We start from the raw sequence: 15,796 nt of genomic DNA, 5'->3' as shown, positions 1-15,796 counted from the left end.
GATTAAGTGCGTTTATCTTGATACTTGTGTCTTGAATCTTGAATCTTGATACTTGAATCTTGAGTCTTTTAATCAATCTCCTGTAATAACTTCTTCAAATTAAAACTATGCGAACCGTTCTATTTATACTTCAGAAAGAGTTTAGGCAGATATTCCGAAACAGGAGTATGCTTCCCATCATCTTTGTTTTACCGGTGGTTCAGCTCTTGGTGCTAATCCACGCGGTTACCTTCGATGTGAAGTCGTTGAGCTTAGTGGTGGTGGATAACAGTAGAAGCTCCGACTCGCGCGAGCTCGTAAACAAGTTCGTCGGATCATCATTCTTCCTGATGAAGGATTATCCGCAGAGCAGCCAACAGGCAATGGCCCTCATCAATAGCGGTAAGGCCGATCTGGCGCTGATTATCCCCGAAGGGTTTAGCCTTAAGCAGGTGAGGGATGGAAGGGTGAACGTGCAGCTGCTCGTTAACGCCATCAACACCACGCAGGCAACGCTGGCAAATGCCTACGCGAACTCGATTATTGGTGATTTCAACCGCACCAAGCTACCTCCGGGCGCCATCGATAACGTGTACGCCGCCGATGTTCGTCCGCAGTTCTGGTTCAACCCAACGCTCGACTTCAAGATTTACATGTTCCCCGGAATCTTGGTAATCCTGGTCACCGCCATTGGGCTTTTCCTTTCGGGGATGAACCTGGTGCGCGAAAAGGAGATAGGCACCATCGAGCAGCTGAACGTTACGCCCATCAAGAAGTGGCAATTCGTGGTGGGGAAGGTGCTGCCGTTCCTCATCATCGGGCTTTTCGAGATCGGCTTGGGCGTTCTCCTCGGAAGGATTGCTTTCGGCATTCCGTTCGTAGGCTCGGTTGGGACGCTTTTCTTAACCACCTTCACCTATCTTCTTGTGGTGATTGCCCTCGGAACGCTAATCTCCAACCAGTCGAGCACCCAGCAGCAGTCGATGTTTGTTAGCTGGTTCTTCATGATGCTATTCCTGATGATGAGCGGGCTTTTCAACATCGTCGAGAGCATGCCGCAGTGGGCGATATGGCTCAACAAGCTCAACCCGATCTCCTACTTCATCCTGATTATTCGAATGGTGATGCTGAAGGGGGCTACGCTTTCGGATATTGCCGTTCCGCTGGGCTCGCTGGCTGCCTACGCGGCTGTTGCCATGACGCTAGCCATCACCTTATACCAAAAGAAGACGGCTTAATCAATATCACTTAACGCATAACGTATGAAATCGAAAAGGCACTACTATATCGACCGAGTTTCGGAGATGATACTCGACACCGCTAACGTAAACTTCAAGGTGGATGAGATTGCCTCGTCGATCGGGGTTACCAAGAAGACGCTCTACAACTATTTCGACAGCAAGCAGCAGCTCTTGGAGTGCGTCGTTGATAGCTACCTGAAGAGGGGGATTGACGAGATTCGGACCGAGGCAGCTACGATCGGGCTCCCCATTGCCTCGCTTGTAGCCGTGGGGCGAAAGGTAAGCGCCCTACAGCATAGCCTCGCGCGGCATCCTGCCATCACCCGCGAGCTGGTTGATGCGGCTTCGGCGCAGCGAATCGTTGGCGAGCGCCGCGAAGAGCTGCTCGCCGTGGTTGTTCATTTCTTCGCGAAGGGATCGCGTACGGGCGTCTTCGACGACGATCTGGATGCGGTGCTGGCGGGTAAACTCTTCCTCTCGGGCGTAGAGGCGGCGGCGCATCGGCGCTTTGCCACGGCAGATGGTCGTACCGTCGAGGGCGAGTTGAGCAAGGTGATGTACTACATGCTAAAGGGGTGCTGCTCGTCGGATGGGCTGCTGAGCCTTCGCGAGGCGCTCGATCTCCGGGTTGTTGCCTGCTAGACCTTTCCTCTTCTCCTCGTTGATCAATAAAACGCTATCTTTACCTCTACCTTAAACGTGGAGGCTATGCTTGCTGTTATCATCCTTTTTACCGTTGGATTCCTTGCCGGACTTCTTCTGAAGCGGTGGATTAGGTCTACCAAGCCCATCGAGCGGTTGGTGACCATCGCCATTTGGCTGCTGATCTTTATCCTTGGAGCCAACGTTGGCTTCAATAGGGTGGTGATGGGCAACCTGCATACCTTGGGCTTGTGGGCTTTAATCATTGCCGTGGGATCGGTTGCCGGAAGCATCGCCGTTGTTGCCCTCGTTCAGCGCTACATCTACAAGGGGAGGGGCTAGGCGATGAAGGGAAGCATTATTGTTCTATCCGTCTTCGTAGCTGGAATGCTGCTCGCCTACTTTGGCGTTCTTCCTTCTGTAATGGCTCAATACGACCTGAGCACCATCGCCCTCTACTTCCTGATGCTTATGGTTGGCGTGAGCATTGGTGCCGACGAGCATGTTGTTGCCATACTCAAGTCGGTAAGCTTTAAGATTGTTCTCGTCCCCGTTGGTGTTGTGGTGGGCACCACTATCGGAGCCTTTCTGGTATCCTTTCTGGTTAAGGGGATTGATACGAAGAACGTGCTGGCTATAGGTTCGGGCTTTGGCTACTACAGTCTGTCGAGCATCTTTATCGGAAAGATTAGCGGTAACGAGATGGGAGTGGTGGCGCTTCTTGCAAACATGATCCGCGAGCTCTCCACGCTGATGCTTGCACCCCTCTACGTTCGCCTCTTTGGTCGATTGGCTCCCGTTGCAGCAGCCGGCGCCACGGCAATGGATACCTGTCTTCCGGTTATCATGAGGTACTCGGGAAAGGAGGTTGCCATCATCGCCCTCTTTAGCGGTATTGCGCTAACGGTGGTAGTCCCGTTTCTGGTGGTGTTTATCTTGGCGATGTAGGGGAGAATCAAGATTTTATTATTTCGAGGTTAGAACCTTATCAATTTAATCAAAGGTTTAATTCGATGCACGTTATCCTCCCGTTTAGGCGGGAGGTAGGGGGCTATCTTCGAAAAGAAATAGTCATATGTTGTAGTTTAGTTGGGCAATTCTGTAATAGGTACGTACGAATTAGTACTAGCCAGCCCAACTACCCTTGCCTCCCGCATTACGGGAGGATACAGAGCGATTAATCAACGTCGTGGCGTTGGTGTTGAGGTTTCCCTTCGCAACGGATTCTCTTTTGCCCGAGCCTTACCTCTCACCCCTCTCCACAATATACCTCTCCAGCTCCTTAATCCTATCGGGGGATAGGGCATCGATCATTTTGTGGATGGACACGGACGTTTTGCTGCGGCGTAGTGGCTGTAGGGGATGGCTTTTGTTGTCTTTACTCTCATCGGATGGAGTCCAGTCAAGTAAATCGTTGGGTGTGCAGCCGTAAGTTTCGCATAGGTACTCGAGTTCATCGAGATTGACGGTTGCATTTCTTCCATGCATCAGGTTGGTGATCTTATGGCGCTGGTATCCGTTGCTTCGGAGATGCTGGTAGGGATCTTCGATTCCACGCGATAGCAGAATGCGGTAAAGGTTTAGCTTTAGCATAACGCTGATATTTAATCGTTAATCATGCCATTAAGGTACGAATAAATTTTGTTTAACAGCGTGCTTCCCTTTGCTGATTTTTCTTTGGGCCACCTTGTTCCTTCAGAGGGGCGATTGGTATTCGCTATGGAAAAGGTAGCGTAGCGGCTTGCGATTGGTGTATCGGTGCCCCAATTTGGTGGATGCGTTGCCGCGATTGGTGCGCGGATTGCCGCATCTGGTGTATGGGTAATCGCATTTGGTGCTTACCTCGAAGGGAATATAGATAATGCTTTAACCTATGCTGATTAGGCTAAAGCATATATCGATTAGGTTGAGGCGTAAAGGCATTTGGCCAGGATGTTATGGCGTAATTCGAAGACCTAAGTCTATTTGTTTTGAGAATTGCTTGATAAAACGCTCTTTATCCTCCCGCTTAGGCGGGAGGTAGGGAGTAATTGACGAATAAAACTAATATCTACTTAAGGCAAAATAGCAATCATCGCCTGCTAAATGACATTGCTCGCATAAGTTCGAGTACAACCCACCCCTTACCCCTCCCGAGGAGGGCATAAAGAGCGATTAATCAGTGTCTATGCTAATAATTGGGGCGCGAGTTTGTATTAGAGTTGTAGCTTATGGCATCCTTCGAAGATCTAAGGTTGTTTATTATGAGAATAGTTTGATACGAAGGTGGTTATCCCCTCCTTGGGAGGGGTAGGGGTGGGTTTTATGACGTTAATTATCGATAGAACTCAACTCTATTACAGTATTCTCAATGACTAGTAAAACACCTTTGATGTTTTGAAACACTTCAACATCCTGAAAGCGGAGTAACCTGATGCCAAGTTCCTCTAAGCGTCTGCTTTTATCGACATCCTTTGCATAAACCTCTTCCAGCTGATGAGAATACCCATCGATTTCAATGGCTAGCATTAAATCGTTACAGTAGAAATCTATGATATAGCTATCAATTGGCTTTTGGCGAGTGAAATCATAGCCAAGCATCTTCTTTGCCTTAAGATAGTTCCATAGAATTACCTCCGATTTGGTGGAATGCTTTCGTAGATGCTTGGCTAGCTCAACTAGCTTGGGATTGTAGGGAATTATCTTTGGCTTATTCATGGTATTGTTTACTTATTTCGACTTTACCCACCCCCTGCCCCCTCCGAAGGAGGGGATAATGAGCGATTAATTATTGTCTAAACCTTATTTATGAGGGTTTTGTTTTACAATCCCTTTATCTAAATCCCTACCGCTTACAGATAACATTATACGGGCAGTACTTTTGGCACATCTGCGCTGGGTCGCCCGTCTGATCGAAGGGCTGAGTCGAGCCAAAGAGTTCCGCTAGGGCGTTATCCAGGAACGAAACGTAATCCTCCTTGTAGTCGAAGAAGTTTTCGATTGGCTTAGGGGCATTGCGCCCCTCCTTTAGGGCTAGCGATGGCTCGAAGTCGTTGGTTTGGATGCCGCGAACGAAGTAGAGCGCTGGCTTAATGTTCTTCACCTCGCCCTTTTTGCTGATGTCGTACATCAAAGAGTATAAAAACGTCTGCATGGAGCCCGAATACTTGGAGGTATCCTTACCCACGAACATCTTTTCGAATCCGGCAAACTCGTTTTTGCCCTTGTACGCTCCCGTTTTGTAATCTACAATGCGGGTAACGCCGTTAAGCCGATCCACACGGTCTAATCGTCCTTTTAGGAAGATGTTTCGTGTTTGTCCATCGACAGTAAACGGATGCAATGCCGCCATTCCCTCTTCCAAGGATACCATTGCCAGCGTCGATCCCTGCTTTATCAGCTCCAAATCGTACTTAAGTATTCCCTGAATGTACTTGGTAACGACCCTTTTCACCAAAAGGAACTTGCCATTCATCTTAAGCAACGACTTACCCTCTTCGCTCTTGATAAATTCTTTAGCAAATGCATCATCAATCACCTTTTCGATACGCGATTGGTCGTTAAGCAGCGCCTCCAGCTTGTTGGCAGCGATGCTTTCCTTACCCAGCTGCTGGTAGATGACATCCATCGCTTCGTGAAGGATCTTACCGAAGATCTGATTGCTGATATCCTCCTCCACATCCTCCTGTTCCTTTACGTCGGCGATGTAATTGAAGTAGAATTTTAGCCTACAGGTGAGGTAAGACGAAATGGCGCTTGGCGAAAGCCCTCTACGGCGGCTTCCATCGACGTACTGGTTGAGGATTTCCATCACCTCCGGCGACTTTTCGATGGTAATAGCGGGCGAAGTCTTAAATCCCAACGAGTAGCCGATTGTTTGCTCGGTGATTTCGAGACCGCTTTCGAACTTAAGCTGCTGCAGGAAGCGGCTCATCTCGCCGGTGCTTCGCTCATCGGCTTTAGTGTTGTACAAAAGGTGAATATTGCCTGCCCTTTGCAGCAAACGGTAGAAGTAGTAGGCGTACATCGCCTCCTGCTGCTCGTAGGTTGGCATGCCAAAGGCTCTTTTAATGTTGTAGGGGACAAAAGATGGCTGCTGAGCCACTGCTGGGAAGCGGTCATCGTTTAATGATAGGATGATAACGTTCTCGAAGTCGAGGTTACGCGTCTCTAGGATTCCCATAAGCTGCAATCCTGCTACCGGAAAGCCTTCGAACGGAATGCGAATGCCGCTAAGCGCCTTCCTAACCAAGCTGATGTACACCTGTAGCGATATATCCATCGCCTCGCGCACCAAAGCCGTGTGCAGCTTGCGTAGGGCTACCAGCGTAGTGTTGATAAACTCGACGTAGTGCTCCGATTGCTCGTCGCTTTTGGCGTTCTCCCTGTCCAAAAGCTGCTCCAGTATCTCTATAAGGGCTGCCGATAGCCGCTGGTAGCTTACTTTTCCTTCCTTTTGCTTGTTGGGTGATGCCTCTATCGAGAAAATAGGTCCGATAAGCGGCAGCTGGCAGAGCCTACTCTGCGAAAGGAATATCTGATTCTCCTCCTTGATCTGCTTACGGACGTTTTCGAACTCCTCTATGCCCAAACCTTTAAGCAGCTGGTGGCTAACAATCGCCGAAACGTCCTTGTGGTAGAAGAAAACGCCATCATCGTTCGATTTAAGCGTTCTGTATAATGACAAAACGTGCTCGATAAGCGAGTAAACGGGCGTAATCTTTAGCGGATAGCCCATGGTAACGTTCACCGTTTCGATTTGTGGCGATGTAGATCCCTCGTCGCTGTACGAGATGGCAGAAAGTACTGGGGTAAGCAGCGTTTCGTCTGTGAAAACGATGGCAGTTTGCTCCGCTTTGCCTCCACGTGCAACGATATCCATTGCCAGCTGCGCCGCATACTTAGCCTGTATCGTGTCCGACGGTGTAGCAACAATGGTTACCTCCTTTTTCCCCTTGCTAAATAGATTCTTTGGGTTGAGATTCTTTGCCTCTGGGAACATTTCGAGATTCTTACGAAGGAAAAGCCCTGCCTCCTGCTCCTTACTCTTCACGTAGTACGAGTCGTAGTCGTAGTAGAACTCCGCATTTCGCTTACGCATGTAGTCGAACAGCACCTGCTCGCACCTATTCAATGCGTTGAAGCCCGCAAACACGGTATGCTCGGCATCAGCGAATAATTCCTCTCCGTTTTTCAGGTTTTGCGCCATGTCGCGGTATATCATCCCCGAGTAGGCAAGCCCCTGCTCGCGCAAGCGCTGGTTAAACTGCTTGTAGATGGGCAAAAGCGCCTCCCAAACCGATAAGAACTGGCTCTGATACTCGTTCTGCTGGCTCTCCTTCGCCTCAAACGCCTTCCAAAACGATGCAATGATCTCGCGTTGCTCATCGGTAAGGAACGAAAGGTCGTCGGTTAGCTCCTTTTCGGCTGCAAGGTTGCGGAAAAGCTGATCGGGCTCTACCATATACTTATCTATAGCGTCGAAATCGTTGAGCAGCGCCTCTCCCCAGAAGTAAAACTGGTCGAAAGTCTCGTTAGTCTTCTTCACATCGGCAAAAGCCCGGTACAGCTCGATGATAAGCCGGTAGCTATCGGCTACTCGCAGCGACGTATGCCCATGGATAAACTCGTCAATGCCCACATACCGTGGTTGCCACGTTGGTTGCTTTATCAATTTGGCTAATGCCCGCGAGAAGTAGTAACGAGCCCTTCGCGAAGGGAATACAATGGTTAGCTTATGGATGTTATCGCCGTGCTTATCGTATAGCGTGCGAGCGAGATCGGAGAGGAAGGAGGTCATTATCGGTAATGGTTTGTCTGATTAGTACGAAGATAGCGGTATAGTTTCAATAATCTCTTGCTACTATCAACAAAAACGTCGGGTAAACCGTATTTCAGATCACATGTACCGTATTGCTATCGTTTAAAGCGAGTAAACAAGTGCTACACTGATGCTAAAAGCGCTATGAGAATCGTTTTCTTCTTTCTTATGGTTCGAGAGTTCTTCCATTATCACCTTGCTATCTCCCGAAAAGAGGTAGTAGTATTTGGAGTGAAGAATAAGATGAACACTTTCGAAATCGTAGCTCCATCTAACGCCTAAATCGAAGCTCGGAACAGCCTGATGGTTTTTGCGAGTTACCAAGTATTGTGATTCGATAAGTTTACTGTTGGATGAATTCCATGTAGGTTGTGTACTTTCGAATTGACAGCTGTAACTACCATTGTAAAGTCCTAACGATAGACCGCTCTCTACTTCCAATGTTTGAGGAAAGAACCCAAATGTAAGCAAGTCGAATAGGATAGAGCCTAAATTGTTACTCTTTTTTTCGGAATCTCGAAGCTTTCCTCGTTTGGTGAGTGCGTAAGAGACGTTTAGTGGGATCTGAACGTACCTACTTCCATCCCAAAGGTCAAATTTCATGGAGTTAATTCCCATATTTATTGCCACACGCTCGTTAGGGTAGTAGCTAGCGGCAATTCCATAGTATAATCCCGATGCTTTGCCTAACCCTACGCCAAATTTTTCTTGGCTAATGGCGTAAAACCCAGTTTCGGCTCCAACAGCAAAGCGCTGTGCGCGAATTTGTGGTGTTGTAAGCAGCATTAGTAGTAGTAGCAGAAGCAGCGCTTTTAGTCTTTTGTCAATTGGTTGGAATAGATGACTCTTAGAGGACGATAATATGGATATCTGTTGCTGCCTATTTAATGAAAAGTACGATAGGTATAATGTATACGGAGGCATATAGGAAATAATTTTGCTCGAATATAGAAGATGCGCAGGAAAAATCATAGCGGATGAAAGTATTATTTGCTAACTCCAGTATCTATATAAAAACAACAAGGGCTTTCATTCCATCGGCTAGAGGATTGAAAGCCCTTGCTCTCTATTTTATTACGAAGGTTGAACCCTTCTTTTAGAAGCGAAACACCAGCGGCATCTTCCTTCCAAAGCCAAATGCTTTCGACGAAACGCGAAGGACTGGGGCAAACTGGAATCGCTTATACTCGTTCATGTTTACCAGTCGAACCACCTTGCGAACGACTTCGGGGCTGTATCCGGCTGCTGCAATTGCCTGCTCATCCTCCTGCCTTTCGATGTATCTAAATAGGATATCGTCGAGAACGTCGTAATCGGGCAGCGAATCGGTATCCTTTTGGTCGGGACGAAGTTCTGCCGAAGGAGCCTTGGTTAGTACGTTAACCGGAATAACCTCCTTCTCCTTATTGATAAGTTTTGCCAACTCGTAAACCTGTGTCTTGTAAACATCACCAAGAATCGACATCGAACCGTTCATATCGCCGTAAAGCGTACCATATCCAACGGCAGCCTCGCTCTTATTGGTGGTGTTGAGTAGAAGATTGCCGAACTTGTTGGAGATACCCATGAGCAGCGTTCCTCTAATGCGCGCTTGGATGTTTTCTTCGGCAACGTTCATGGGTAGATCGCCAAAGATCGGAGCTAGCATGCTTTCGAACGCCTTAAATCCCTCCTCGATGGTAACGATATCGTACTTAACGCCCATACGTTTTGCCTGCTCCACCGCATCGTTTACCGAGTGATCGGAAGAGTAGCGCGAAGGCATCATCAGTACGCGAACGTTTTCTGCTCCTATTGCTTCGGCAGCAAGGGCAAGCACGAGCGCTGAGTCGATACCACCCGAAAGACCAAGAACTGCGGTCTTAAAGTTCATCTTTGCGAAGTAGTCGCGTATGCCTATCACAAGGGCTTGACGAATTCGCTCGATGGAAGATGTCTTCTCGAAGTGGTTTGGCTTAAGATTGCTGGTGTTGATAACCCTGTAGTCCTCTTCAAACGACTTAAGGGCTTCGCATAGCTCGCCATCGGAGGAGAGAACCATCGATGAACCGTCGAAGATCAAGTCGGTGTTGGCGCCTACCTGGTTTACGTAAACAACCGGAAGCCCGTAGCGGCGAACGTTACCGAGAAACACGGAGAGACGCTCCTCTACCTTGTCGTGCGAAAAGGGCGAGGCAGCAATATTGATAACTATGTCGGGGTTTAGCTTCGAAAGGTTCTCCATCGGAGAGGTACGGTAGAGCTGATTCTTGCCAAAGCGGTTGGAAATTGGCTGATCGTCCCACAAATCCTCGCAAATGGTAATGGCTAAACGCTTTCCCTTATACTCTACAATGCTAAACTCGCTGTTTGGCTCAAAGTAGCGGTACTCGTCGAAGATATCGTAGGTGGGTAGAAGCGTTTTGTGGGCAATATGTTTGATCTCGCCATCGGCAATAAAGTAGGCGCTGTTGAAGAGCATCTTTCCCTTTTCGTATGGGTTAACGCTGGGAGCGCCAACAATCACTGCAATGCCATAAGAGTTGGCAACGAGCTGCATAATAGCAATCTCGCAGCGCTCTACAAACTCACGGCGCTCTAGTAAGTCGTGTGGTGGATAGCCGCACACGGCTAACTCCGAGAATACAACCAAATCGGCGCCATCGGCTTTCGCTTTGGCAATGCTCTCTAAAATCTTGGTTGTGTTCGCTTCGAAATTATTTACGTGATAGTTGAGCTGGGCAAGTGCTATCTTCATCTCCTTAACGTTTAGCATTTTTAATTGCCTGCTAAATTACGTATTTGTTTTGGAAGACCGAACTTCGAAGTGAGAAGTTAAGCGGGAGCAAGAAGAAGGTTAACCCGAGTCAAGATTAATGAAGTCAAAGAGGTTGAAGGATTTGGAAAACTCACAATCAACGCTCTTTATCACCTTCATTGGAGGGGTAAGGGGTGGGTTTTTTCGCTATTTCTTAGCGGTAGTCGTTTCTAAACGGTTCGGAACTAACATCTAAAGTCTCCTCTTAATAAAAAAGGAAAGGGAGCGTTTCTGCTCCCTTTCTTCTATATCTGTAAACCTATTCGATCATCCTAGAACATCACCCCTAGCTTAAACGAGATGTTGTTGAGGTTGATGTGCAGCGACGAGTTGTTAACCGTGTTGGTAAGCCCGTTGTTGTAGGTAACGCCAAATATTAATGCCACGTTGCCCCCAAGCGCGTATTCGGTACCAACACCTATTTGGTAGCCTAGGTTAAGAAAGTTCATCTCTCCATCAAGAACCTCGCCGTCCATTGCATCAGCACTGCCATGTCCCGAACCCGAAAATCCTTTAGACTTTAGCAGAATGGACGTTTTGAATCCAAGATTGGCGTAAAAGGAGTTATATCCAATGGGGTTAGTTTTAAGTTTTATGCCAATAGGTGCAGTTAAGTACTGAAGGCGATACTTCATACTTTCGCCCGAATTAATTTTGTAGCCGTCTCTATCTTTAGTGTCCAGCGAGAATCCTGTAGTGTTGTACTTCAGATAACCACCGGTGCTCTCGATAAAGACTCCGGAGTAAACGGCATAGTGTTCTGCGAAGTATTTGTCGATATTCAATCCGAATGCTATCCCTGGAATGGAGCCATCACCTTCAACCTTCTTGCGGTCGGAGCTAAGCCACGAAACCTGAGGGTCAACAGTTACGCCAAAATGGACTTGCGAATGGGCTGGAAGTAAAAATGCGAGCGCAAATAGAGCGGTTATTGCAATCTTCTTCATCGTTAATGCTATTTTTTGAGTTTAAGTGGAATGCTAACCGGGTTATGGTTGACATGCACGGGCAAATTTAGCGAAAGAAATATTGTAACCTTACAGCTTGTCTGATAATGTTGTCCAATTTGGTGGATAGCCTTGCCGTAAATTGCTATTTAATGTAAAAGAATTTCGTGCATACGCTTGTAGTTGTACCTTTGCAAAAACAAGAACGAAAATGAAGAAGTTGGTTTTACTATCCGTAATGGCAATTGCTATTATCGGGGTGGGGTGCCATAAAAGTAAGACGGGAGCTCCTCAAGCTGCCGATGTAAAGCCTGCCGAAAAGGCTGTGGATGTAAAAATCCTTCGATTTGATAAAGATCTGGCTTCGCTGAATGTAAATAATCTTGCGCCATCTATCCCAATCCTCAAAAAAAAGTACGGAAGCTTTATCGACTTATACTCCGATGGCATTCTCGGTATAGGAAAGACTTCTGATCCTGAATATTTAAAGGGGCTACATGCTTTTCTGACCTATCCGGTTGTTCGCGAAGCCTTCTCTGCAAGCTCAAAAGCCTTTACTCCCGAGGTAATCTCATCCATCGAAAAAGAGCTCTCTGCCGCATTTACCCTCTACCAGGGAACATTTCCAAACAAAACAATCCCCCATATCTTTTTCACCTACGTTGCCGGATTCAACCAGTCTGTAATGCTTACTGATGATGCGTTGGGTATTGGTCTCGACAAGTATTTAGGTGCTAAGTACGTCAACTATCCCAATATGGGCTTCCCCCGCTATCTTACGGCTAAGATGGTTAAGGAAAGAATTCCGGTTGATGTTATTTATGCTTGGGCAAATAGCGATTTCCCCATCCGCAAGGAGAGCGAGCCTTTGCTGTCGCACATTGTTTATCAGGGCAAATTGATGTACCTGGTTAGCCAAATGCTTCCTAATGCAACCGATACGCTAGTGTTCGGCTTCACTAAAAAGCAGATGAAATGGTGTACGAAAAACGAAAAGATGATGTGGAATTATCTGGTAGGTCAAAGCCTACTTTTCAACTCCGAAGGTTTTGTTCGAACCAAGTTTATTGATGAAGCCCCCTTTACCAATGTCTTCGCTGCCGAATCTCCAGGTAGGGCTGCCGTTTGGTTAGGCTTTAGAATAGTATCAGATTATATGCGCAATACCAAGTCGACCTTAGCCGATTTGATGAAGGAAAACGACTTTCAAAAGATCCTTACTGCTGCTAAGTATAGACCGTAGCAAAGTTGGTTACGTTAGATAATTTTTAATAGCATAATGAAGAGAGACATTGAAATTGCCCAGGAGGCAGCAATTAAGCCTATTGTAGAGATTGCAGCAACGCTTAATGTGCCAGCCGACGATCTTGAACTTTACGGAAAGTATAAAGCGAAGCTTCCTCTTAGCTTGATCGATGAGAATAAGGTAAAGAAGGCGAAGCTGATTCTTGTTTCTGCCATCTCACCAACTCCTGCCGGAGAAGGGAAAACAACCACCTCTATTGGTTTGGCAATGGCTATGAACAAGATTGGAAAGCAAACCACCGTAGTGCTACGTGAACCTTCGCTTGGACCTGTCTTTGGGATAAAAGGAGGTGCCACTGGAGGGGGATTTTCTCAGGTTCTTCCTATGGAAGATATTAACCTGCACTTTACAGGTGATTTTTCAGCCGTTGAAAAGGCGCACAACCTGCTTGCTGCATTAATCGACAACAATCTGCAAAGCAAGAAGCATAATCTTAATCTCGACCCACGAACCATTGCATGGAAGCGCGTAATGGATATGAACGACCGCGCTCTTCGTAATATCGTAATAGGATTGGGAGGTACTGCAAATGGTGTTCCTCGCGAAACAGGATTCGATATTACTGCTGCGTCGGAGATTATGGCTATTCTTTGCCTCTCTAAGAATATTGCCGATCTAAAAGAAAAGTTGGGCAACATTTTTGTGGGATTTACCTTTGATGGCAAGGCAATTTACGCTCGCGATCTTAATGCTCAAGGAGCAATGGCTACTCTTCTAAAGGATGCCATTAAGCCTAACCTCGTTCAAACTCTCGAAGGAACACCTGCAATTATTCATGGTGGACCTTTTGCTAATATTGCCCAAGGAACCAATACCGTTGTGGCTACTAAAATGGGAATGTCTTTATCCGATTATGTTGTTACTGAGGCTGGTTTCGGTTTCGATTTGGGTGGCGAAAAATTCCTTGACATCAAATGCAAGTATGCAGGGCTATCGCCTGCTGTAATTGTTCTAGTTGCAACTACCCGTGCGCTAAAGTATCACGGTGGCGCGCCTCTTAAGGAAGTCGGTAACTCGAATATTGAAGCGCTGAAGAAAGGTCTTGAGAACCTCGAAAAACATATCGAGAATGCCAAACTCTTCAACGTAACTCCTGTTGTTGCCATCAATAAGTTTACCAACGATACGCCAGAAGATATGGCTGCTATTGTAGAGGTTTGCAAGCGTCATGGTGTAATGGCTTACGAGGCTAACGTATGGGCTGAGGGTGGAAATGGTGCTTTGGAGTTGGCAGAGGCTGTTGTTAAGATTGCTGATACAAGCGATGCACAGTTTAAACCTCTTTACGATTGGAATGAGAGCATCGAAAAGAAGATCTCTACAATCGCTAACAGTATTTACGGGGCTGATGGTGTCGATTATCAACCTAAAGCAAAGGCTGCTCTCAAGAAGATTGTAAGTCTTGGATTGGAGCATCTTCCTGTTTGTGTGGCAAAGACACAAAAGTCTCTTTCCGATAATCCAAATCTGTTAGGGCGTCCTAAAGAATTTACGATTACTGTTAGAGATATTGAAATAGCAGCAGGTGCAGGCTTCGTTGTCCCAATTACTGGCGAAATGATGCGTATGCCTGGTTTGCCAGAGGAACCTGCATCAAACAATATCGATATTGATAACGAAAGTAACATAACTGGGCTGTTTTAGATTACTGCAGTTTTGTGATATGTTGTTATAGATATTGCGATCTTGCTGAAAAAGTCTCTGTGAAAAACTAATTGTTATTACAATCCGTTATATTTGGGACGATTTTAAATACGCTATATAACCTAAAAGAAGACCATGGATATTGCCATTAAAGAGCGTCTTGTTTGTCTCTTAAAAACGGAGGTTGTACCCGCTCTTGGTTGTACCGAACCTATTGCGGTATCGTTAGCCGTTGCAAAAGCACGCGAAGCATTGGGTAGTATTCCTGATGTCGTTGAAGTATTCGTTAGTCCCAATATTCTTAAGAATGGGATGGGTGTTGGAGTTCCTGGCACAGGAATGGTTGGTCTTCACATTGCGGCTGCTCTTGGCGCCCATTACGGTGATTCGGCGAAGCGGCTACAGCTGCTCGATGGCATAACTCCTGATATTGTGGAATTGGCAAAAAGTTTTGTTGGTTCAAAGAAGGTTACTATTGGTGTTAAGGACGGTATCGACAAGTTGTTTGTCGAAGTTGTTTGTAAGAAAGATGGTGATGAAGCAAGTGCCTACATTAAAGGCTGTCATAGCAACATTGTGCTGGTTAAGAGAAATGAGAAGATATTGGAAGGTTCTCTTGATGCTCTTACTCCATCAACAGGTTGTCCCTCTTCGGATGAGTCTAAGCCTGCGATAACCTTTAAGGATATCTACGAATATGCAACAACAACTCCCCTAGAGGAGATCGACTTTATCCTCGAAGGGGGTGTGATGAATAAGCGTATTTCCGATGAGGGGTTGCGTGGCGATTATGGCTTAAAGGTGGGTAAGTGCATTAAGAACAGGGTCAATACCAACATGCTCAAGGATGATTTGCTTACCCATGCGCTAGCGGTTACTACTGCAGCTTCTGATGCGCGTATGGCTGGAAATCTTCTTCCTGCTATGAGCAATTCGGGGAGCGGAAATCAGGGGATAACCGTAATGCTCCCTGTTGTTGCTGCTGCCGAGAAGTTGAATTCTTCGCGCGAGGAGTTGGCACGGGCATTGGTTATTAGCAATCTGCTATCAATTCATATCAAGTCACAAATGGGGCGCCTTTCTGCTCTATGTGGTGTGTCTGTCGCTTCTGCAGCTGCCTCCTGCGGTATCGTTTACCTTTTTGGAGGTTCCTTTGACCAAATGACCTATGCCATCAAGAATATGATTGGCAACCTAACCGGAATGATTTGCGATGGGGCGAAGGTTGGATGCTCCTTAAAGGTGTCTTCTGGTGTTTCGGCTTGCATTAACTCGGCGCTGCTGGCTATTGATAATATCTGCATTCAGGATACCGATGGTATTATAAACGAGGATGTGGAAGCCTCCATCGCTAATCTCGCGAAGATAGGTTCGGATGGCATGGTTGAAACAGACAAAATGATCCTCGATTTCATGCTGAAGAAATAGGAAAATGGTTAA

13 protein-coding genes are annotated in these 15,796 nt (G+C 46.7%); 7 read left to right on the top strand and 6 right to left on the bottom strand.

All coding sequences use genetic code 11. The annotated features are described in order from the left end of the window. Positions 1-107 precede the first annotated feature (107 nt). The 4 genes from ACHZA1_RS05505 to ACHZA1_RS05490 all read left to right on the top strand — a co-directional run bounded on the left by ACHZA1_RS05505 (position 108) and on the right by ACHZA1_RS05490 (position 2,810). Entirely contained in the window at positions 108-1,217 is a 1,110-nt protein-coding gene (locus ACHZA1_RS05505; protein ID WP_320054231.1) for an ABC transporter permease, read from the top strand. A 24-nt stretch (positions 1,218-1,241) separates the two neighbouring features. Then, on the top strand, positions 1,242-1,862 hold the full coding sequence (locus ACHZA1_RS05500) for a TetR/AcrR family transcriptional regulator (protein ID WP_320054230.1): 621 nt from the start codon (positions 1,242-1,244) through the stop codon (positions 1,860-1,862). 66 nt (positions 1,863-1,928) lie between these two features. Then, positions 1,929-2,204, top strand: coding sequence for a LysO family transporter (locus ACHZA1_RS05495; protein WP_320054229.1), 276 nt, complete (start codon positions 1,929-1,931; stop codon positions 2,202-2,204). 3 nt (positions 2,205-2,207) lie between these two features. Next, the gene (locus ACHZA1_RS05490) at positions 2,208-2,810 is read left to right on the top strand and encodes a lysine exporter LysO family protein (protein WP_320054228.1); all 603 of its coding nucleotides are present in this window, start codon (positions 2,208-2,210) and stop codon (positions 2,808-2,810) included. Positions 2,811-3,104: 294 nt separating this feature from the next. On the opposite strand, the gene ACHZA1_RS05485 is transcribed toward ACHZA1_RS05490, so the two are convergent. The 6 genes from ACHZA1_RS05485 to ACHZA1_RS05460 all read right to left on the bottom strand — a co-directional run bounded on the left by ACHZA1_RS05485 (position 3,105) and on the right by ACHZA1_RS05460 (position 11,406). Beyond that, positions 3,105-3,455, bottom strand: a complete 351-nt coding sequence (locus ACHZA1_RS05485; RefSeq protein WP_320054227.1) for a helix-turn-helix transcriptional regulator — start codon at positions 3,453-3,455, stop codon at positions 3,105-3,107. Between the two features lie 717 nt (positions 3,456-4,172). After that, a complete protein-coding gene (locus tag ACHZA1_RS05480) occupies positions 4,173-4,559 on the bottom strand; it encodes a DUF559 domain-containing protein (protein ID WP_320054226.1) in 387 nt (128 codons plus the stop codon). Positions 4,560-4,686: 127 nt separating this feature from the next. After that, the gene (locus ACHZA1_RS05475) at positions 4,687-7,641 is read right to left on the bottom strand and encodes a PD-(D/E)XK nuclease family protein (RefSeq protein ID WP_320054225.1); all 2,955 of its coding nucleotides are present in this window, start codon (positions 7,639-7,641) and stop codon (positions 4,687-4,689) included. 123 nt (positions 7,642-7,764) lie between these two features. Next, positions 7,765-8,586, bottom strand: coding sequence for a hypothetical protein (locus ACHZA1_RS05470; protein WP_320054224.1), 822 nt, complete (start codon positions 8,584-8,586; stop codon positions 7,765-7,767). A gap of 172 nt (positions 8,587-8,758) precedes the next feature. Further along, positions 8,759-10,399 (bottom strand): NAD+ synthase, encoded by a 1,641-nt coding sequence (locus tag ACHZA1_RS05465; protein ID WP_320054223.1) that lies wholly within the window; start codon positions 10,397-10,399, stop codon positions 8,759-8,761. A gap of 332 nt (positions 10,400-10,731) precedes the next feature. Beyond that, positions 10,732-11,406, bottom strand: coding sequence for a porin family protein (locus ACHZA1_RS05460; protein ID WP_320054222.1), 675 nt, complete (start codon positions 11,404-11,406; stop codon positions 10,732-10,734). 211 nt (positions 11,407-11,617) lie between these two features. Between ACHZA1_RS05460 and ACHZA1_RS05455 the strand changes: the two genes are divergently transcribed. The 3 genes from ACHZA1_RS05455 (at position 11,618) to ACHZA1_RS05445 (ending at position 15,784) form a co-directional block, all read left to right on the top strand. After that, positions 11,618-12,649: a hypothetical protein gene (locus ACHZA1_RS05455; protein ID WP_320054221.1), complete on the top strand. Its 1,032-nt coding sequence runs from the start codon at positions 11,618-11,620 to the stop codon at positions 12,647-12,649. A gap of 36 nt (positions 12,650-12,685) precedes the next feature. After that, positions 12,686-14,356, top strand: a complete 1,671-nt coding sequence (locus ACHZA1_RS05450) for a formate--tetrahydrofolate ligase (RefSeq protein ID WP_320054220.1) — start codon at positions 12,686-12,688, stop codon at positions 14,354-14,356. Positions 14,357-14,491: 135 nt separating this feature from the next. Beyond that, positions 14,492-15,784 carry an L-serine ammonia-lyase, iron-sulfur-dependent, subunit alpha gene (locus ACHZA1_RS05445; protein ID WP_320054219.1) on the top strand — a complete coding sequence of 431 codons (1,293 nt, stop codon included), beginning with the start codon at positions 14,492-14,494 and terminating at the stop codon, positions 15,782-15,784. The last annotated feature ends 12 nt before the right edge of the window (positions 15,785-15,796 follow it).

The organism is uncultured Acetobacteroides sp., from assembly GCF_963667355.2.
Classification (GTDB): domain Bacteria; phylum Bacteroidota; class Bacteroidia; order Bacteroidales; family ZOR0009; genus Acetobacteroides.
Note: the sequence above shows the minus strand (reverse complement) of the source record. Positions and strands in the feature narration are given on the sequence as shown.